Origin of the sequence: Mycobacterium sp. NPDC006124 (assembly GCF_040614235.1) — a bacterium.
Classification (GTDB): domain Bacteria; phylum Actinomycetota; class Actinomycetes; order Mycobacteriales; family Mycobacteriaceae; genus Mycobacterium.
The window spans coordinates 192,140-211,752 of sequence record NZ_JBEXUA010000005.1 but is presented as its reverse complement, the minus strand read 5'-3'; the positions used below and the strand labels follow the sequence as shown (position 1 = coordinate 211,752).

Below are 19,613 nucleotides of genomic sequence, written 5' to 3'. Positions count from 1 at the left end.
TCAGCCCTCGTGGTGCTTCTCCTCGCCACACTGCCCGTTGCGCGAGGGACGGACGGCGACGTCCTGAGCCTGGAGAGTCCCTGAGCCGTCGGCGGTCCCGCGGGCCGTCAGGCACTGACCCGCCGCGATGACCGACGGAGTCGCGTCGCTGCGGGCGGCGTAGCGCGTCGCCGGGGTGACGGTGACGGTGTCAGCGGCTCCATCCGTCGAGGTGACGGCGATGGCGGTGCCGTTGACCGACGCCACGGTGCCGACGACGGCCCGATGGTCTCCTCCGGCCGTACGACTGCACTGGCCGTTCTCGGCGGTGCCATACGCCACCGAGGCCGCGGTGACGGTCGGCGGGGTGCCGCCGTTCTTGGCGGGGCGGGCGACGATGCACTCGCCGACGGTGACACCGGTGAGCTGACCAGGCGTCGTCTGCGTGACGCGGGTGGACGGCGTGACGTCCACTGTCGTCGGCCCCTTGGTTCCGGTGACGGTGACGGTGCCGCCGGACACCGATGCCACCAGCCCCGCGGCACGGGCCTTGGCCGCCGGAGCGGGGCTCGAGCTGGTCGACGACGGGCCGCTGGCGGCCGTGGTGGAGGTGCCCGGCGTAGTCGTCGACCCGCAGGCCGCCAGTGACAGTGCGACGAGTCCGGCGAGCACGGCTGTAGCGCAACGTGTCCCACGTGGTGAGGCGATCATGGACCCACAGTGCGTGCGCCGACTGGCCGTGGGCTTCGGCGGTGATGTGAGGTCGCCACGAGGACGGGTGACCTAGGCTGGGTTCGATGGACGACCAGGCCTACGTCAACACTCGCCGCCAGCTGCGCGGCGTCGCCGAGAGCTTCATCGCGGGTCCGCAGCATCGCTCGGCGGGAACGATCCGCCTGGCCGTGCGGCGCGACGGCTTCACCGGAACCTGGATCCCGGTTGCGGTGCACGGCACCGAGCTGGTGTGGGGTGACGCGGGAGCGCCGCTGGCCGGGACGGTCCGCGCGCTGGCGGCCGCAACCGATCTGGACGTGGGACCGCCACAGGGCGTCTACGACGTCGTCGACCCCCTGCTGCCCGACACCGTGCTCGACGTGGACGGCGAGGCCGCCGACCTCGTCCATCGGAGCCTCTACGCCGGCGGCTTCGCGTTGACCAGCGCTCTGCCGCAAGGACATCCGGTGTTGTGGCCCGAGCACTTCGACGTCGCCGTCACCGAGGACGAGGTGAATTACGGGGTCTCACCCGGCGACGACTTCCATCCGCTGCCCTATGCCTACGTGGGTCCGTGGACCTCGCGGATCGGAGTGTTCTGGAACGCCCCGTTCGGTGCGTTTCAGGCGTTGGACCCGTCGCACGACGTCGACCAGCTCGCCGCCGGCATCAGGGAGTTCTTCGATCGGGGTCGCGCGGAACTCTGAGCGCGGACGTGGTGCGCTGCTTCGTTTGACCTGCTTCGATGGAGGGAACAACACATCGACGGACGACGTTGGGACAATCGTGACTACGCAAGACATCACCACCGAACAGTTCAACGACACCATCACCGACAACGAGATCGTGCTCGTTGACTTCTGGGCGGAGTGGTGCGGTCCGTGCAAGGCGTTCGCGCCGACGTACGCCGCGTCGTCCGAGCAGCATCCCGACGTCGTGCACGCCAAGGTCGACACCGAGGCCGAGCAGGGCTTGGCCGCTGCTGCCGAGATCCAGGCGATCCCGACCCTGATGGCCTTCAAGAAGGGCCACATGGTGTTCCGCCACTCCGGCATGCTGCCGGCCAAGGATCTCGACGCCGTGATCGGTCAGATCAAGGAACTCGACATCGACGCCGCGATCGCCGAGCAGGCCAAAGCCGACGAGGCGTAGCGTCCGCACGCGATAGCGTGCATTCGTGACCGATCAGCACGACCCCCTCGTCCTGGTGGACCGTCCACGCCCTGATGTGGCCCTGGTAACCCTGAACCGTCCCGAGCGGATGAACTCCATGGCGTTCGACGTCATGGTTCCGCTGCGTGACGCACTCGGCGACCTGACCGTCGACGACGACGTCCGGGTGGTGGTGCTGACCGGCGCGGGCCGCGGCTTCTCCTCCGGCGCCGACCATAAGTCGGCTGGCTCGGTACCGCACGTGGCCGCCCTGACCCGACCCACGTTCGCCTTGCGTTCGATGGAAGTGCTCGACGACGTGATTCTCGCCATACGGCGGCTGCACCAACCGGTGATCGCGGCCGTCAACGGCGCGGCGATCGGCGGCGGAATGTGCCTCGCGCTGGCGTGCGACGTCAGGGTCGCAGCGCAGAGCGCCTATTTCCGCGCCGCCGGCATCAACAACGGTCTGACCGCCAGCGAGCTGGGCTTGTCGTACTTGCTGCCCAAGGCAATTGGAACCTCGCGTGCCTTCGAGCTGATGCTCACCGGACGCGACGTCGATGCCGCCGAGGCCGACCGCATCGGGCTGGTGTCGCAGACGGTCCCCGACGAGGACCTCCTGGAGACGTGCTTCGCGATGGCCGATCGCATGGCGTCGTTCTCCCGGCCCGGAATCGAGTTGACCAAGCGCACGCTCTGGAGTGGACTGGAGGCCGGTAGCCTAGAAGGTCACATGCAGGCCGAAGGCTTGGGTCAACTGTACGTGCGCCTGCTCACCGCGAATTTCGAGGAAGCGGTCGCCGCACGCGCCGAGAAGCGACCCGCCCGCTTCACCGATGAGAAGTAGAGACGAATGGGGAGTACAGCGTGATCACCGCAACGGACCTCGAGGTCCGCGCTGGCGCGCGTACGTTGCTGGCCATCGAGGGTTCCGCGCTGCGCATCCAGCCGGGGGACCGGATCGGCCTCGTCGGCCGCAACGGCGCCGGCAAGACCACGACGATGCGCATCCTCGCCGGCGAGGGCGAGCCCTACGCCGGCCACATCGAGCGAACCGGTGAAATCGGTTATCTCCCACAGGATCCCCGTGAGGGCGACCTCGACATGCTGGCCCGCGATCGGGTGCTCTCGGCGCGCGGTCTGGACACGCTGCTCTCCGACCTGGAGAAGCAGCAGGCGATCATGGCCGAGGTGGTCGACGACGCGACCATGGACAAGGCGGTCCGTCGATACGGGGAACTCGAGGAGCGGTTCGCCGCTCTCGGCGGATATGCCGCCGAAAGCGAAGCGGGCCGCATCTGCGCGAGCCTCGGCCTGCCGGAACGCATCCTCACCCAGCCGCTGCGGACGCTCTCGGGCGGCCAACGTCGCCGCGTCGAACTCGCGCGAATCCTGTTCGCCGCCTCCGACACGGGCTCGGGGTCGGACACGACGCTGCTACTCGACGAACCCACCAACCACCTCGACGCCGACTCCATCGGCTGGTTGCGCGCGTTCCTGCAGAGCCATACCGGTGGCCTCGTCGTCATCAGCCACGACGTCGACCTGCTCGCCGACGTCGTCAACCGGGTCTGGTTCCTCGACGCCGTTCGCGGCGAGGCCGACGTCTACAACATGGGTTGGCAGAAGTACCTCGACGCCAGGGCCACCGACGAACAACGCCGCCGCCGGGAACGCGCCAACGCGGAGAAGAAGGCCTCCGCCTTGCGGACCCAGGCCGCGAAGATGGGCGCCAAGGCCACCAAGGCCGTTGCGGCACAGAACATGTTGCGCCGCGCCGAGCGGATGATCGCCGAACTCGACGACGAGCGCGTGGCCGACAAGGTCGCCAAGATCAGATTCCCCACGCCTGCGGTCTGCGGACGCACGCCGCTGGTGGGCAAAGGGCTGACCAAGACCTACGGCTCGTTGGAGATCTTCACCGGCGTCGACCTCGCCATCGACAAGGGGTCCCGGGTCGTGGTCCTCGGACTCAACGGCGCCGGCAAGACCACCCTGTTGCGGATCCTCGCCGGCACCGAGGCGGCCGACGCGGGCGTCATCGAACCCGGTCACGGGTTGAAGCTGGGCTACTTCGCCCAGGAACACGACACGATCGACGGCCTGTCCTCGGTGTGGGAGAACATCCGCCACGCCGCACCGGACACCGGCGAACAGGACCTGCGCAGTCTGCTGGGTGCGTTCATGTTCACCGGTCCCCAACTGGACCAGCCGGCCGGCACGCTGTCAGGCGGTGAGAAGACGCGCCTGGCCCTGGCCGGTCTGGTGGCCTCGACGGCGAACGTGCTGTTGCTCGACGAACCCACCAACAACCTCGATCCTGCCTCCCGCGAACAAGTGCTCGACGCGTTGCGCAGCTACCAGGGTGCGGTGGTGCTGGTGACCCACGATCCCGGCGCTGCCGAGGCCCTCGACCCCCAGCGAGTGGTGCTGCTGCCCGACGGCACCGAGGACTATTGGTCCGACGACTATCGCGACCTGATCGAACTCGCCTGACCTGCTAGGTGATTGAGATCTGACGGCCTGGGTATCTGTTCTTCACAGCGAGATGGGGAGTTGCAGATGAGCGAAGTGGACAGGTCAAGGGACGAGTTGCTCGACGAGCTGCGCAGTGCATACGAAAAGGGTGCAAGCATCCGCACGTTGGTCGCCAGCACCGGAAAGTCCTACGGCTCCATTCACAGCATGCTGCGCGAATCCGGTACCACGATGCGAAGCCGCGGCGGACCCAATCATCGCCGCAGGCAGCACTAGCTCACTTCTGGCGAACGGAGGCCTCGACCAGGTCGAGGACCGCGCGTAGCGTTTCCGGGTCGTCGCCGGTGGCCAATCGGGCGACCAAACCGTCCAGGACGAGGTCCAAGTAGGTGTGGACCACGGCGCTCGGGACATCAGCGCGAAGACGGCCCGCCTGCTTCTGCTGACGCAGACGTTCAGTGGTCGCGTCACTCAGTTCGGCCGAGCGCTCGGCCCAGCCCTGACGAAAGGCCGGGTCGTTGCGTAACTTCCGGGCGATCTCGAGCCGAGTGGTCAGCCAGTCGAATTGCTCCGGGGCGGCCAATAGGTCCCGCATGACTTGGATGAGCCCCTCCCGCGACGCCACTTCGGCCATGCGTTCGGCATCCTCGCGAGCCAGCTCGAAGAACAAGGTGTCCTTGTCGCGGAAGTGGTGAAAGATCGCGCCGCGCGACAGCCCGATCGTCTGTTCCAGCCGCCGCACGGTCGCGCTTTCGTATCCGTACTGCGCGAAACACCTGCGGGCGCCGTCGAGGATCTGTCGACGGCGCGCCGCAAGGTGGTCTTCGGTCACCCGTGGCAACGGAGGGCCTCTTCTCTCTGGGTGTCCCGAAGCCGGATCGTCAGGCCTTGAGCATGTTGCGCAAGACGTACTGCAGGATGCCGCCGTTGCGGTAGTAGTCGGCCTCACCGGGGGTGTCGATGCGGACGACGGCGTCGAACTCGACCTTCGAACCGTCTTCCTTCGTGGCCGTCACGTGCACGGTCTTCGGCGTCTTGCCCTCGTTGAGTCCGTTGATGCCCGCGACGTCGAACGTCTCGGTGCCGTCGAGCTTGAGGCTCGCGGCGGACTCCCCGGCCGGGAACTGCAGCGGGATGACCCCCATGCCGATCAGGTTCGAACGGTGAATGCGCTCGAAGGACTCGACGATGACGGCGCGGACGCCGAGCAGCGAGGTGCCCTTGGCAGCCCAGTCGCGCGACGATCCCGAGCCGTACTCCTTGCCGCCCAGCACGACGAGCGGGATGCCCGCCTCCTGGTAGTTCTTCGAGGCGTCGTAGATGAAGGCCTGCGGGCCTCCGTCGAGGGTGAAGTCGCGGGTGTAGCCGCCCGAGACGTCGTCGAGGAGTTGGTTCTTGAGCCGGATGTTGGCGAAAGTTCCACGGATCATCACCTCGTGGTTGCCGCGCCGCGATCCCAGCGAGTTGAAGTCCTTCGGCTCGACGCCGTGCTCCTCCAGGTACTGCGCCGCGGGGGTGCCCTTCTTGATGTTGCCAGCCGGTGAAATATGGTCGGTCGTCACCGAATCACCAAGCAGCGCAAGGACTCTGGCTCCCGAGATGTCCTCTACGGGCTGCGGGTCGGCAGGCATGCCGTCGAAGTAGGGCGCCTTGCGCACGTAGGTCGAGTCCTCGGCCCACTCGAACGTGTTGCCCTCCGGCGTCGGCAGCGAACGCCAGCGCTCGTCGCCCTTGAACACGTCGGCGTAGGAATCGGTGAACATCTTGCGGTCGATCGACGACGCGATGGTCTCCTGGATCTCGGCGGACGTCGGCCAGATGTCCTTGAGGAAGACGTCGTTGCCGTCGTGGTCGGTACCGAGCGGATCTGCCTCGAAGTCGAAGTCCATGGTCCCCGCGATGCCGTAGGCGATCACCAGTGGTGGAGAAGCCAGGTAGTTCATCTTGACGTCGGGGGAGATGCGGCCCTCGAAGTTGCGGTTGCCCGAGAGCACCGCCGTGACCGACAGGTCGTTGTCGTTGATGGCCTTGCTGACGTCGTCCGGCAGCGGGCCGGTGTTGCCGATGCACGTCGTGCAGCCGTAACCGCCCAGGTAGTAGCCGAGCTTCTCGAGGTAGGGCCACAGGCCGGCCTTGTTGTAGTAGTCGGTGACGACCTGCGAGCCGGGGGCCATGTTGGTCTTGACCCACGGCTTGGAGGTCAGGCCCTTCTCCACCGCCTTCTTCGCCAGCAGGGCCGCGCCGAGCATGACCGTCGGGTTCGAGGTGTTGGTGCAGGACGTGATGCCCGCGACCACCACGGCGCCGTGGTCGAGCACGAAGTCGCCGAGTTCCTCCGAGTGCACCTTGACGGCCTTGGTGGGCCGTCCCTCGCAGCCCTTGGCCGCGCTGGGCACCACGTCGACGGCACCGTCGTCGGCGAACGACAGACTCACCGAGTCGCTGGCCGGGAAGGACTCGTCGACGGCCTCGTCGAGCTTCGTCTCGGGCGCCGGGTGGTTCTCCTCCACGTAGTTGTGGATGTCCTTGCGGAACGCGTTCTTCGCATCGGACAGCTCGATGCGGTCCTGCGGGCGCTTGGGCCCGGAGATCGACGGCACCACGGTCGACAGGTCGAGTTCGAGGTACTCGGAGAAGACGGGTTCCTTCTCGGGGTCGTGCCACATGCCCTGCGTCTTGGCGTAGGCCTCGACGAGCGCGAGCTGCTCATCGGTGCGGCCGGTCAGACGCAAGTAGGTGATGGTCTCCTCGTCGATCGGGAACATCGCTGCGGTGGAACCGAATTCGGGGCTCATGTTGCCCAGGGTCGCGCGGTTGGCCAGGGGGACCTCGGCGACGCCCTTGCCGTAGAACTCCACGAACTTGCCGACGACGCCGTGCTTGCGCAGCATGTCGGTGACGGTGAGCACCACGTCGGTGGCGGTGACGCCGGGCTTGATCTCACCGGTCAGCTTGAAGCCGACGACGCGGGGGATCAGCATCGACACGGGCTGGCCGAGCATGGCTGCCTCCGCCTCGATGCCGCCGACGCCCCAGCCCAGCACGCCGAGTCCGTTCTCCATGGTGGTGTGGCTGTCGGTGCCCACACAGGTGTCGGGGTAGGCGACACCGTCGCGCTCGAAGACCACCCTGGCCAGGTACTCGATGTTGACCTGGTGCACGATGCCGGTGCCCGGCGGGACGACCTTGAAGTCGTCGAACGCGCCCTGGCCCCAGCGCAGGAATTGGTAGCGCTCGCCGTTTCGTTCGTACTCCAGCTGGACGTTGCGCTCGAAGGCGCCGGCGTTACCGAACACGTCCAGGATCACCGAGTGGTCGATCACCATCTCGGCGGGCGAGAGCGGGTTCACCTTCTCCGGGTCACCGCCCAGAGCCGCGACGGCTTCGCGCATGGTGGCGAGGTCGACGATGCAGGGCACGCCGGTGAAGTCCTGCATCAGCACGCGGGCGGGGGTGAACTGGATCTCGATGCTCGGTTCCGCCTCGGGATCCCAGTTGGCGATGGCCTCGATGTGGTCCTTGGTGATGTTCGCACCGTCTTCGGTGCGGAGAAGGTTCTCGGCCAGCACCTTGAGGCTGTAGGGAAGTTTCTCGGTGCCGGGTACCGCGTCGAGGCGGTAGATCTCGTAGGCCTGGTCCCCGACGTTCAACGTGTCGTGGGCTCCGAACGAATTAACGCTGGTCACATCAACTCCCGCTTCGATCTTCACCGCGACGGGCTGTGTCGCGGCGGTAACTGTTCTAACAGTACGCTTGTCCTGTAAGCCTTCTCAAGGCGGGTATCAGTCTTCCCCTCGTGCGGCCCTGCTGCCAGTGGATCGCCCATCGTCGGCGGTAACCTCTGGCGGGTGACGACTCCGCAGGTGCCGCTCTACATCCCCGCGCAGGTGTGCTCGACCGTCGGCAAGGATCCCGCGACGACCACACCCGACGTGTGCATGGGTCTGGTGCAGGACCAGCTCCGCGACGACGGCGTGAGTGCTCCTGCCGTGCCCGCCAACGCCGGCCTGCCGCAGGTCGTGGTCGACGCCAAGCAGAAGGGCATCGACCTCAAGGTCGTCGTGCTCGACCAGAACCCCGGCATCGACACCCCGCTGCGCGACATCGCCACCGAGGTGGGCAAGGAATTTCCCGGGTCTACGGTCCTTGTCTTGAGTCCGTCCTATGCCGGCACCTACAGCACGTCCTTCGACCGCGTGACCCTGGAAGCCGGCCAGGACATTGCCAAGGTGAGTGGTTCTCCGGTGGCCGCCTCCCAGAATTTCGTGACCGAATTGACGACGCCGCATTTCCCATGGACGCCTTTTACGATCGTGCTGGTTCTCGGTGTTGCGGCGGCCGCCGTCGGAACCCGGTTGCTGCAGGTCCGGGCACGTCGGGCGGCGTCGGGAAAATCGCCGGTGGCAGCCGATTACCAGGCGTCCTAAGCGCCATTCATTCGGCGAACATCACCATTCGATAACAAACGTTTCAATTACAAAGATGTAATTTTCTTCTCCCGTTTCCCTGGCGCTTCTTGTGACGTACGGTGCAGAAGGCACCTGCTGTTGCAGCTGTGATCCATGTGACTCCTGCGCACGTATGGGCCCGATGGATGTGCCGATACATACGCGTTGAGCCCTAGGAGACCGGAGTCCAATGAGACGCAGCTTTCGCGCCTCCGTTGCGGGGTCGCTCACATGCGGTGTGCTCGTCGCGTCGGCGTTCACCCATGGAGCCGGCTTCGGGATTGGGTCGGCTCACGCGGAGCCCGTCACCCCCCAGGGCATTGCAGGCCTGGTGACCGCCGTCGCCAACGCCGACCAGAAATTGCAAGACCTCGGGGCGAACATCCAGGCCGAACAGGAGAGCGTCAACAAGGCCATCGTCGCCGTTCAGACCGCGCGTGACGACGCGACCGCCGCGCAGGCCGAGGTCGACGCCAGCCAGGCCGCGCTCAGGGACGCCACCGCCGCCATCTCGGCCGCCCAGGACCGCTTCGACACCTTCGCCGCCTCGGCCTACGTCAACGGGCCGTCGGCGTCCTACGTCACCGCCAAGGACCCGGCCGACGTGCTGGCCACCGCGGCCACCGGCGAGACGCTCAACGTCAGCACGCAGCAGGCGATCGCCGACCTGCAGCGCGCCCGCACCGATCGGGTCAACCGGGATTCCGCAGCCCGCCTGGCCAAGCAGAAGGCCGACCAAGCCGTCGTCGACGCCCAGTCCAGCCAGGACGCCGCCGTCGCCTCGCTGACCCAGGCGCAGCAGACGTTCAAGGACCAGCAGGCCCAACTCGACCAGCTCACCGCGGAACGCGCCGCGGCCCAGGCGCAACTCACCGCGGCCCGTCAGACCTCGGCGCCGGTGATCACCGTCGCCGCCAAGACCGTGCCCGGCGCCGCGCCGGCCGCTTCGGCCGTCCCGTCGACCGACTGGGACCGCGACCCCGCCGCCGCGGCACCGGGCAACTCGAAGTGGGACGTCGGCTGGGATCCCACGCTGCCCGCGATCCCCAGCGCGTTCGTCAGCGGCGATCCGATCGCGATCCTCAACACCGTGCTCGGGATGGCGACCACCTCCACGCAGGCCACCCAGCAGATGGGTCGCAGCTTCCTGCAGAAGCTCGGAATCATCCCCACGCCAAGCGGTTTGACCAACGGAGCGATTCCACGCGTCTACGGCAGGCAGGCCTCGGAGTACGTCATCAAGCGGGCCGGCAGCCAGATGGGCGTGCCGTACTCGTGGGGCGGCGGCAACGCCGTCGGGCCGAGCCGCGGCATCGACTCGGGCGCCGGCACCACCGGCTTCGACTGCTCGGGTCTGATCCTGTACGCCTTCGCCGGTGTCGGCATCAAGCTGCCGCACTACTCCGGCGCACAGTACGACCTGGGCCGCAAGATCCCGACGTCTCAGGCGCGCCGCGGCGACGTCATCTTCTACGGCCCCGGCGGCGCCCAGCACGTCGCCCTCTACCTCGGCAACGGCCAGATGCTGGAGGCCCCGTACACCGGTTCGACCGTCAAGGTCTCGCCCGTCCGCACCAGCGGCATGACGCCCTACGTCGTCCGCTACATCGAATACTGATGGTGGTTGTCTTGCCCTCGTCGTTCCTCCGTCGTGCCCTGCTGCTCATTCTGTCCCTGGCGGCCGTCGTCGCCCTCGGCACCGCTGCGCCCGCCGGCGCCGACCCCGGTGATCCGGGCTGGGATCCGACGTTGCCGCAACGGCCCAGCTCCGGTGCGCCCGGTGACCCCGTCGCCATCGCGAACGCGTCGTTCCAGGCGAGCGCGATCGCGCTGCAGACCACCAAGAGCCTCGGTCAGCAGTTCCTCTCCAGCATCGGTCTCGGCGGAGCGCCCACCGCGGCAGCCGGCGGTCGGGTTCGCGGGCCCGCGGCCATCGAGTACGTCATCAAGCGCGCCGGCTCGCAGATGGGCGTGCCGTACTCGTGGGGTGGCGGCGCGCTCAACGGACCCAGCGAGGGTGTCGACTACGACACCGGCAAGATCGGCTTCGACTGCTCGGGGTTGACGCGCTACGCGTTCGCCGGGGTCGGCGTGCCGATCCCGAAGTACTCCGGGGACCAGTACGACTCCGGCCGGCCCATCGCCCCGTCGCAGGCCAAGCGCGGCGACCTGATCTTCTACGGCCCCGGTGGCAGCCAGCACGTCGCGATCTTCCTCGGCGGCGGACGGATGCTCGAGGCCTCCGGAAGCGCCGGAAAGGTCACCGTCAGCCCGGTTCGCACCGCGGGGATGTCACCGCACCTGGTCAGGTTCATCGAGTCCTGATCAGGACCGTCTCGCGGCAGGGCACGTCGACGGATTCCGAACTGCCTGGAATAGTTGAGTGCAGGGCGTCCGCCGAGTGGTTTGGCGCCACTTGCCCAAGCAAGACCAGCGGTCTCCATCGAACGCCGGACCAGAACACGTGGGAGGAACTGAATGACGTCACCGAGTGGGCCGCCGCAGGGCGCCGGAGGTTTCCCCGGGCAGGCCCCGACGCAGGGCTTCCCCCCCGGCGGTCCGGCTCCGTCCAACGGAGGCCAACAGGCTGGCGGCCTGCAGAGCGAGGTGCACACCCTGGAACGGGCCATCTTCGAGGTCAAGCGGATCATCGTCGGTCAGGACCAGCTCGTCGAGCGCATGCTCGTCGGCCTGCTCGCCAAGGGACACGTCCTGCTCGAAGGCGTCCCCGGCGTGGCCAAGACCCTCGCGGTGGAGACCTTCGCCAAGGTGGTCGGCGGCACGTTCGCCCGCATTCAGTTCACCCCCGACCTGGTGCCCACCGACATCGTCGGTACCCGCATCTACCGGATGGGCAAGGAGGAGTTCGACATCGAACTCGGACCGGCCATGGTCAACTTCCTGCTCGCCGACGAGATCAACCGCGCACCGGCCAAGGTGCAGTCGGCACTTCTGGAGATCATGGCCGAGCGCAAGATCTCCCTCGGCGGCAAGACCTTCCCGCTGCCGAACCCGTTCCTGGTCATGGCCACCCAGAACCCCATCGAGCAGGAGGGCGTCTACGCCCTGCCCGAGGCGCAGCGCGACCGCTTCCTGTTCAAGCTCAACGTCGACTACCCGACGCCCGAGGAAGAGCGCGAGATCATCTACCGCATGGGTGTCGCCCCGCCGACGCCCAAGCAGATCCTCAACACCGGTGACCTGCAGCGCCTGCAGGGCATCGCGGCGTCGGTGTTCGTCCACCACGCCCTCGTCGACTACGTGGTGCGCATCGTGACCTCCACGCGCGAGCCCGAGAAGTTCGGCATGCCCGACGCGAAGGCCTGGATCGCCTACGGCGCGTCGCCGCGTGCGTCCCTCGGCATCATCGCCGCGTCCCGCGCCCTAGCGCTGGTCCGCGGACGCGACTACGTCATCCCGCAAGACGTCGTGGAGGTCATTCCCGACGTGCTGCGGCATCGGTTGGTCCTGACCTACGACGCGCTCGCCGACGAGGTGTCCGCCGAGACGGTCATCAACCGGATCATGCAGACCGTCGCGCTGCCTCAGGTGAACGCCATTCCGCAGCAAGGGCATTCGGTGGCGCCTGCGATGCCCACCCCGGCGGCGGCCGGCGGTCGGTGACCCAACCGTCAGGGCGTGTCGATCTGCCGTCGCTGCAGCGCGGGCAAATCCGGGATCCCGAGCTGTCGGCCGCCCTACGCAAGCTCGAGCTCACGGTGCGCCGCAAGCTCGACGGCGTGCTGCACGGCGACCATCAGGGCCTGGTCCCCGGACCGGGTTCGGAGCCGGGGGATTCCCGGGTCTACCAACCCGGCGACGACGTCCGGCGGATGGACTGGTCGGTGACCGCCCGCACCACGACGCCGCACGTGCGGCAGATGATCGCCGACCGCGAGCTGGAGACCTGGCTGGTCGTCGACGTGTCGGCGAGCCTGGACTTCGGCACCACCGGCTGCGAGAAGCGCGATCTCGCGGTGGCTGCCGCGGCGGCGATGGCGTTCCTCAACAGCGGTGGCGGCAACCGCCTCGGGGCGGTCATCACCAACGGGCAGACCACCAAGCGGGTGCCGGCGCTGAGCGGACGGATCCACGAGCACGAACTGCTGCGTGCGATCGCGACCATGCCGCAGGCGCCGCTGGGCGTGCGCGGTGACCTGTCCGCGGCGATCGACGCCCTGCGCCGGCCGGAACGCCGCCGCGGGATGGCGGTGATCATCAGCGACTTCCTGGGCCCGATCAACTGGATGCGCCCGCTGCGGGCCATCGCCGGACGGCACGAGGTGCTCGGGATCGAGGTCATCGACCCGCGTGACGTCGAACTGCCCGACGTCGGCGACGTGATCCTGCAGGACACCGAGTCCGGGGTCACGCGGGAGTTCACCATCGACGCGCAGCTGCGGGCCGACTTCGCCAAGGCGTCGGCGGCGCACCGTGAGGACGTCGCCCGGACGCTGCGCCGGTGCGACGCCCCGCTGCTCACCCTCCGCACCGATCGGGACTGGATCGCCGACGTCGTGAGGTTCGTGGCCAACCGGCGGCGAGGCGCCCTGGCAGGCCGGTAGAGACCAATGACTGAAATGACTTCTCGCACATGACTTTACCGTTCTTCGGCCCGATGAGCCTCTCGGGGTTCAAGAGCCCGTGGTTCTTCCTGTTCCTGTTGGTCGTGCTCGGCCTGGTCGCGCTGTACGTCATCGTCCAGACCGCCCGCCAGAAGCGGATGCTGCGCTTCGCCAACATGGAGCTGTTGGAGAGCGTCGCGCCCAAGCGGCCCGCTCGTTGGCGCCACCTCTCGGCCGTGCTGATGGTGCTGTCGCTGGTGCTGTTCACCGTCGCGATGGCGGGACCCACCAACGACGTCCGCATTCCCCGCAACCGCGCCGTCGTCATGTTGGTCATCGACGTGTCGCAGTCGATGCGTGCCACCGACGTCGCGCCCAGCCGGCTGGCCGCGGCGCAGGAGGCCGCCAAGCAGTTCGCCGACCAGTTGACGCCCGGCATCAACCTGGGCCTGATCGCCTACGCGGGCACGGCCACCGTGTTGGTGTCGCCGACCACCAACCGTGACCCCACCAAGGCGGCCATCGACAAGCTCCAGCTGGCCGACCGCACGGCCACCGGTGAAGGCATCTTCACCGCCCTGCAGGCCATCGCGACCGTCGGCGCGGTCATCGGCGGCGGCGGCGCCCCGCCACCCGCGCGCATCGTGTTGATGTCCGACGGCAAGGAGACGGTGCCGTCGAATCCCGACAATCCGAAGGGCGCCTACACCGCGGCCCGGACCGCCGACGACCAGGGCGTACCGATCTCCACGGTGTCCTTCGGCACCAAGTACGGCTACGTCGAGATCCAGGATCAGCGCCAGCCCGTGCCGGTCGACGACGAGATGCTGCGCAAGATCGCCGAACTCTCCGGCGGCAACGCCTATACGGCGTCGAGCCTGGAGCAGTTGAAGGCCGTGTTCACCACGCTGCAGGACCAGATCGGTTACGAGACCACCAAGGGCGACGCCAGCGTGGGCTGGCTGCGCCTGGGTTCGCTGGTCCTCGCGTTGGCCGCGCTGGCCGCCCTGCTCATCAACCGCCGCCTGCCCGGGTGAGGTCCGCGGCCGATTTCGGCCATCGCCAGGTGAGGCGATAGGTTGGCGAACATGCCTGAGTTCGTTTCCCGCTCCGTTCTGGTCACCGGCGGCAACCGCGGCATCGGTCTCGCGATCGCCCAGCGGCTGGCCGCCGACGGGCATAAGGTGGCCGTCACGCACCGTGGATCCGGTGCCCCCGAGGGCCTGTTCGGCGTCGAGTGCGACGTGACCGACAACGCGGCCGTCGACCGGGCCTTCACCGAGGTCGAGGAGCATCAGGGTCCCGTGGAGGTGCTGGTGTCCAACGCCGGGATCTCCAAGGACGCCTTCCTGATGCGGATGACCGAGGAGCGTTTTCAAGAGGTCATCAACGCCAACCTCACCGGCGCCTTCCGGGTGACCCAGCGGGCCTCGCGCAGCATGCAGCGCAAGCGCTTTGGCCGAATCATCTACATCGGCTCGGTGTCGGGAATGTGGGGCATCGGCAACCAGGCCAACTACGCCGCCGCCAAGGCGGGTCTGATCGGCATGGCCCGCTCGATCTCCCGCGAACTGGCCAAGGCCGGAGTCACCGCCAACGTGGTGGCGCCCGGCTACATCGACACGGAGATGACCCGGGCGCTCGACGAGCGCATCCAGGCCGGGGCCTTGGACTTCATCCCCGCCAAGCGCGTCGGCACGGCCGACGACGTCGCGGGAGCGGTCAGCTTCCTGGCCTCCGAGGATGCCGGCTACATCGCCGGCGCCGTCATCCCGGTCGACGGCGGCATGGGCATGGGTCACTGAGTCTCATCGACATCGTCTGAACAGTAAGGACTTTCACATGGCAGGGTTTCTCGAGGGCAAGCGCATCCTGGTCACCGGGATCATCACCGACTCGTCGATCGCGTTCCACATCGCGAAGGTCGCGCAGGAGGCCGGTGCCGAGCTGGTGCTTACCGGCTTCGACCGGATGAAGCTGATCCAGCGCATCGCCGACCGGTTGCCGAACCCGGCGCCGCTGCTGGAACTCGACGTGCAGAACTCCGAGCACCTCGCGAGCCTGGGGGACCGCGTCACCGAGGTGATCGGGGAGGGCAACAAGCTCGACGGCGTCGTGCACTCGATCGGCTTCATGCCGCAGACCGGGATGGGCGTCAACCCGTTCTTCGACGCGCCGTACGAGGACGTCGCGAAGGGCATCCACATCTCCGCGTACTCGTATGCGGCACTGGCCAAGGCGCTGCTGCCCATCATGAATCCGGGCGGTGGCATCGTCGGCATGGACTTCGACCCGACCCGCGCGATGCCCGCGTACAACTGGATGACCGTCGCCAAGAGCGCCCTGGAATCGGTGAACCGCTTCGTGGCTCGCGAGGCCGGCCAGTACGGCGTCCGCTCCAATCTCGTTGCCGCCGGGCCGATTCGTACCCTGGCGATGAGCGCCATCGTCGGCGGTGCTCTCGGTGACTCTGCCGGTGACCAAATCAAGCTGCTCGAAGAGGGCTGGGATCAGCGCGCTCCGCTGGGATGGAACATGAAGGACCCGACCCCGGTCGCAAAGACGGTGTGCGCCTTGATGTCCGACTGGCTTCCCGCCACGACCGGCACGATCGTCTACGCCGACGGCGGCGCCAGCACGCAGCTGCTTTGATGACGTTCGACGCGCTGCTGCTGCTGTCCTTCGGTGGTCCCGAGGGGCCCGAGCAGGTGCGTCCGTTCCTGGAGAACGTGACCCGCGGCCGCAACATCCCGCCGGAGCGCTTGGACGCCGTCGCCGAGCACTACCTGCATTTCGGCGGCGTCTCGCCCATCAACGGCATCAACCGGGCCCTGATCGCGCAGATCGAACGGGAACTCGACGATCGTGGCACCCGGCTGCCGGTGTACTTCGGCAACCGCAACTGGGACCCGTTCGTCGAGGACACCGTCGCCACCATGCGCGACGACGGCATCCGGCGGGCCGCGGTGTTCACCACCTCGGCGTGGGGCGGTTACTCGGGCTGTACCCAGTACCAGGAGGACGTCTTCCGGGCCAGGGCCGCGGTCGGCCCACAGGCCCCCGATCTGGTCAAGTTGCGCCAGTACTTCGACCACCCACTGCTGATCGAGATGTTCGCCGACGGCATCGCCGCGGCCGCCGCCACGCTTCCCGAGGACCTCCGCGCCGACGCGCGCCTGGTCTTCACGGCGCACTCGATTCCACTGCGCGCGGCGTCGCGGTGCGGGCCGGATCTCTACGCCCGGCAGGTCGCCCACTCAGCGGCCCTGGTGGCGGCCGCCGCGGGGTACGCCGAGTACGACCAGGTGTGGCAGTCCCGGTCGGGCCCGCCGCAGGTTCCGTGGCTGGAGCCAGACGTCTCAGACCAGCTCACCACGCTCGTCGAGTCCGGCGTCCGCGCGGTGATCGCATGTCCGATCGGTTTCGTCGCCGACCACATCGAGGTCGTCTGGGATCTGGACAACGAGCTCAAGGAGCAGGCGGACGCCGCGGGGGTCGTGCTGGCCCGGGCGACGACGCCCAACGCGCAACCGCGCTTCGCCCGACTCGCCCTCGACCTCGTCGACGAGGTGCTCGAAGGTCGCGAGCCCGCCAGGGTCGGCGGGGGAGTCGTGCCCGGCTACGGCTTCAGCGTCAACGGCTCGCTGTGCACGCCGTCGTGCACTAGCGACGCCAGGCCGACTGCAGAATCGCGCTGACGGCGGCCATTCGCGCCGAGCGCACCACGCCGACCAGGGGGCGCAAGGCGTCGTTGGCGATCTGCATCGCCGAGGACGACTGCAGTCCGATCGGCATCAACCCCGAGCTGACGGTGATGATGGCATCGACGTGGGCGGCGTTCTCCAGGACGCGCAAAGCCCGCTCCGGGGCGTGATCGGGGGCGCGGTGCAGGCGCGCCGATTCGAGCACCTGCTCGACGAGTCCGCGCGGGTCAGCGACGTCGGAGGACGTCGTCCCGGCCCGCAGCGTCACCAGCGCGTCGGCGGCCGAGCGCACCGCGGACCGCAGTTGGTACTCCTCGTGCCCGAGGTCCAGGTGCTCGCGCAGCGGCACCTCGGGCATCGAGTACACCGTCCAGGCCAGCGAGATCGGTTCCGGGTAGTGGCCGGTGGACTCGTCGTCGGTGAGGTCGAAGTCGGGATCGGACTCGTCGTAGGTGAACTCGGGCACCAGCCCGACCGCAGTGGTGGTGCCATGGGAGACGATGAGCGCCTCCCCGGCGGTGATCGCGTCGGCGGTGAACTGCGTGCCGGCGGGCAGCCCGCGCACGTCGCCCGGGACGGGCAGGGCGACGGCCATCGCAGGCTCGCCGGTGATCGGCCCTGCCGCGGTGCGCAGCGTCTGCAGCATCGACACCGCGCCGGCGTCGGTCAGATCCGGCCACGGCAGCCCGGTGCGGTCGGCCGCGACCGAGTCGTAGGCGGTGACGGAATGCCTTGGCGCCCACAAGGACAGCGCGTCCAAGACGTCGTCCGGCGCGGCCACGCCTGCGAGCCAGGCGTTGGCCCACACCGACAGGGAGACACTGGGGCACCACATGATGCAGGGAGTGTAGTCATCGCCGGCTTGGCGAGCACGATTGCCAGTAGGCTGTGAAGATGGGCGCGCTGATCTGGCTGGTGGCGGCGCTGGCGCTGGCCGGTGCGGAGGCGCTGACCGGTGATCTGTTCCTGCTGATGCTCAGTGGCGGCGCGCTGTCCGCCGCCGGGGTCAGCGCCGTGTTCGGTGGCCCGGTGTGGGTCGACGGCGTCGTCTTCGCCGCGGTCTCCATCCTGCTTCTGCTCGCGGTGCGGCCGGCCCTGCGGCGGCGGTTCACCGCGGGCACGGGGCTGCCGGAGCCGATGAAGGCCCTCGAGGGTCAGGGCGCACTGGTGCTCGACAAGGTCGCGCGACACGAGGGGCAGGTGAAGCTCGACGGACAGGTCTGGACGGCCCGGCCCCTCGACGACGACGACGTGTACGAACCGGGCGAGCACGTGACGGTGGTGCGCATCGACGGTGCCACTGCAGTCGTCTTCAAGGGATTTTGAACCTAGAGAGGAACGGCGACATGGATGGTGCTTTCTTCGGGCTGATCGTGGCGGCGGTGCTGGTGATCTTCGCGATCATCGTCGTCGCCAAGTCGGTGAAGGTGATCCCGCAGGCCGAGGCCGCGGTGATCGAGCGGTTGGGTCGCTACAGCAAGACCGTCTCCGGACAGCTGACGTTGCTGCTGCCGTTCGTCGACAAGATCCGCGCCAGGGTGGACCTCCGAGAGCGCGTGGTGTCCTTTCCGCCGCAGCCGGTGATCACCGAGGACAACCTGACGGTCAACATCGACACCGTCGTCTACTTCCAGGTCACCGAGCCGCGGGCCGCGGTGTACGCGATCAGCAACTACATCGTCGGCGTCGAACAGCTGACCACCACCACACTGCGCAACGTGGTCGGCGGCATGACCCTCGAGCAGGCGCTGACCTCGCGCGACCAGATCAACGGTCAACTCCGAGGGGTGCTCGACGAGGCCACCGGTCGCTGGGGTCTGCGGGTGGCGCGGGTGGAGCTGCGCAGCATCGATCCGCCGCCGTCGATCCAGGACTCGATGGAGAAGCAGATGCGCGCCGACCGCGAGAAGCGCGCCATGATCCTGACCGCCGAGGGCAACCGAGAGGCGTCGATCAAGCAGGCCGAGGGCCAGAAGCAGGCGCAGATCCTCGCCGCGGAGGGTGCCAAGCAGGCGGCGATCCTGGCTGCCGAGGCCGATCGGCAGTCGCGGATGCTGCGGGCCCAGGGTGAACGCGCCGCGTCGTATCTGAAGGCGCAGGGCGAGGCGAAGGCGATCGAGAAGACCTTCGCCGCGATCAAGGCGGGGCGGCCCACCCCGGAGATGTTGGCCTACCAGTATCTGCAGACCCTGCCGGAGATGGCCAAGGGCGAGGCCAACAAGGTGTGGCTGGTCCCCAGCGACTTCGGTTCGGCGCTCGAGGGCTTCACCAAGATGCTGGGCGCGCCTGGCTCGGACGGCGTCTTCCGCTACACGCCGTCACCGGTCGAGGAGGACCTGCCCAAGCCGGAGGACGACTCGGCCGAGGTCGCCGAGTGGTTCAACACCAAGTCCGATCCCGAGATCGCGCAAGCCGTGGCGCAGGCGGTGGCCGAGGCGCGGACGCCCGTTCAAGGCGCCATCGACGGGACCCCGCAGTACGCCCCGCTGACGCAGCAGGCGCAGCCCCCCGCGACCGACTACTCGCAACCGCCGTCCTCGCGCCACGGAAACCGCGAGCAGTGAGTGCGC

General features: G+C 68.1%; 20 protein-coding genes. 16 read left to right on the top strand and 4 right to left on the bottom strand.

Annotation, left to right across the window (positions count from 1 at the left end):
* Positions 1 to 651 carry a DUF5666 domain-containing protein gene (locus ABZ195_RS12995; protein WP_355218202.1) on the bottom strand — a complete coding sequence of 217 codons (651 nt, stop codon included), beginning with the start codon at positions 649 to 651 and terminating at the stop codon, positions 1 to 3.
* Positions 652 to 776: 125 nt separating this feature from the next.
* Here ABZ195_RS12995 and ABZ195_RS12990 point away from each other — a divergent pair, with 125 nt between their 5' ends.
* From ABZ195_RS12990 to ABZ195_RS12970, 5 genes are all read left to right on the top strand, one after another.
* On the top strand, positions 777 to 1,400 hold the full coding sequence (locus ABZ195_RS12990; RefSeq protein WP_355218200.1) for a hypothetical protein: 624 nt from the start codon (positions 777 to 779) through the stop codon (positions 1,398 to 1,400).
* Between the two features lie 79 nt (positions 1,401 to 1,479).
* Positions 1,480 to 1,845 (top strand): thioredoxin, encoded by a 366-nt coding sequence (gene trxA, locus ABZ195_RS12985; RefSeq protein ID WP_355218198.1) that lies wholly within the window; start codon positions 1,480 to 1,482, stop codon positions 1,843 to 1,845.
* 25 nt (positions 1,846 to 1,870) lie between these two features.
* The gene (locus ABZ195_RS12980; RefSeq protein ID WP_355218196.1) at positions 1,871 to 2,695 is read left to right on the top strand and encodes an enoyl-CoA hydratase; all 825 of its coding nucleotides are present in this window, start codon (positions 1,871 to 1,873) and stop codon (positions 2,693 to 2,695) included.
* 20 nt (positions 2,696 to 2,715) lie between these two features.
* Positions 2,716 to 4,344, top strand: a complete 1,629-nt coding sequence (locus ABZ195_RS12975) for an ABC-F family ATP-binding cassette domain-containing protein (protein WP_355218194.1) — start codon at positions 2,716 to 2,718, stop codon at positions 4,342 to 4,344.
* Between the two features lie 66 nt (positions 4,345 to 4,410).
* Entirely contained in the window at positions 4,411 to 4,602 is a 192-nt protein-coding gene (locus tag ABZ195_RS12970; RefSeq protein WP_355218192.1) for a helix-turn-helix domain-containing protein, read from the top strand.
* A gap of 1 nt (position 4,603) precedes the next feature.
* On the opposite strand, the gene ABZ195_RS12965 is transcribed toward ABZ195_RS12970, so the two are convergent.
* The gene (locus tag ABZ195_RS12965) at positions 4,604 to 5,167 is read right to left on the bottom strand and encodes a helix-turn-helix domain-containing protein (RefSeq protein WP_355218190.1); all 564 of its coding nucleotides are present in this window, start codon (positions 5,165 to 5,167) and stop codon (positions 4,604 to 4,606) included.
* A gap of 40 nt (positions 5,168 to 5,207) precedes the next feature.
* Complete coding sequence (acnA, locus tag ABZ195_RS12960) at positions 5,208 to 8,030, bottom strand: aconitate hydratase AcnA (protein WP_355218544.1); 2,823 nt, start codon at positions 8,028 to 8,030, stop codon at positions 5,208 to 5,210.
* Positions 8,031 to 8,174: 144 nt separating this feature from the next.
* Here acnA and ABZ195_RS12955 point away from each other — a divergent pair, with 144 nt between their 5' ends.
* The 9 genes from ABZ195_RS12955 to ABZ195_RS12915 all read left to right on the top strand — a co-directional run bounded on the left by ABZ195_RS12955 (position 8,175) and on the right by ABZ195_RS12915 (position 17,037).
* The gene (locus ABZ195_RS12955; RefSeq protein WP_355218188.1) at positions 8,175 to 8,753 is read left to right on the top strand and encodes a DUF6676 family protein; all 579 of its coding nucleotides are present in this window, start codon (positions 8,175 to 8,177) and stop codon (positions 8,751 to 8,753) included.
* A 211-nt stretch (positions 8,754 to 8,964) separates the two neighbouring features.
* Positions 8,965 to 10,392 (top strand): NlpC/P60 family peptidoglycan endopeptidase RipA, encoded by a 1,428-nt coding sequence (gene ripA, locus ABZ195_RS12950; RefSeq protein WP_355218186.1) that lies wholly within the window; start codon positions 8,965 to 8,967, stop codon positions 10,390 to 10,392.
* A gap of 11 nt (positions 10,393 to 10,403) precedes the next feature.
* Positions 10,404 to 11,099: an NlpC/P60 family peptidoglycan endopeptidase RipB gene (ripB, locus tag ABZ195_RS12945; RefSeq protein ID WP_355218184.1), complete on the top strand. Its 696-nt coding sequence runs from the start codon at positions 10,404 to 10,406 to the stop codon at positions 11,097 to 11,099.
* 153 nt (positions 11,100 to 11,252) lie between these two features.
* Positions 11,253 to 12,398: a MoxR family ATPase gene (locus ABZ195_RS12940; RefSeq protein WP_355218182.1), complete on the top strand. Its 1,146-nt coding sequence runs from the start codon at positions 11,253 to 11,255 to the stop codon at positions 12,396 to 12,398.
* Positions 12,395 to 13,339: a DUF58 domain-containing protein gene (locus ABZ195_RS12935; RefSeq protein WP_355218180.1), complete on the top strand. Its 945-nt coding sequence runs from the start codon at positions 12,395 to 12,397 to the stop codon at positions 13,337 to 13,339. The genes ABZ195_RS12940 and ABZ195_RS12935 overlap by 4 nt, the downstream gene beginning before the upstream one ends.
* Before the next feature lie 29 nt (positions 13,340 to 13,368).
* Complete coding sequence (locus ABZ195_RS12930; protein WP_355218178.1) at positions 13,369 to 14,376, top strand: VWA domain-containing protein; 1,008 nt, start codon at positions 13,369 to 13,371, stop codon at positions 14,374 to 14,376.
* Positions 14,377 to 14,427: 51 nt separating this feature from the next.
* The gene (fabG1, locus tag ABZ195_RS12925; protein ID WP_355218176.1) at positions 14,428 to 15,144 is read left to right on the top strand and encodes a 3-oxoacyl-ACP reductase FabG1; all 717 of its coding nucleotides are present in this window, start codon (positions 14,428 to 14,430) and stop codon (positions 15,142 to 15,144) included.
* Positions 15,145 to 15,181: 37 nt separating this feature from the next.
* Positions 15,182 to 15,991: an NADH-dependent enoyl-ACP reductase InhA gene (inhA, locus tag ABZ195_RS12920; protein WP_355218174.1), complete on the top strand. Its 810-nt coding sequence runs from the start codon at positions 15,182 to 15,184 to the stop codon at positions 15,989 to 15,991.
* A complete protein-coding gene (locus ABZ195_RS12915) occupies positions 15,991 to 17,037 on the top strand; it encodes a ferrochelatase (RefSeq protein WP_355218172.1) in 1,047 nt (348 codons plus the stop codon). The genes inhA and ABZ195_RS12915 overlap by 1 nt, the downstream gene beginning before the upstream one ends.
* On the opposite strand, the gene ABZ195_RS12910 is transcribed toward ABZ195_RS12915, so the two are convergent.
* Positions 17,003 to 17,878, bottom strand: a complete 876-nt coding sequence (locus tag ABZ195_RS12910) for a hypothetical protein (protein WP_355218170.1) — start codon at positions 17,876 to 17,878, stop codon at positions 17,003 to 17,005. The two genes, ABZ195_RS12915 and ABZ195_RS12910, sit on opposite strands and share 35 nt — an antisense overlap.
* A gap of 59 nt (positions 17,879 to 17,937) precedes the next feature.
* Between ABZ195_RS12910 and ABZ195_RS12905 the strand changes: the two genes are divergently transcribed.
* Complete coding sequence (locus ABZ195_RS12905) at positions 17,938 to 18,369, top strand: NfeD family protein (protein ID WP_355218168.1); 432 nt, start codon at positions 17,938 to 17,940, stop codon at positions 18,367 to 18,369.
* 20 nt (positions 18,370 to 18,389) lie between these two features.
* Positions 18,390 to 19,607 (top strand): SPFH domain-containing protein, encoded by a 1,218-nt coding sequence (locus ABZ195_RS12900; RefSeq protein WP_355218166.1) that lies wholly within the window; start codon positions 18,390 to 18,392, stop codon positions 19,605 to 19,607.
* Positions 19,608 to 19,613: the final 6 nt, after the last annotated feature.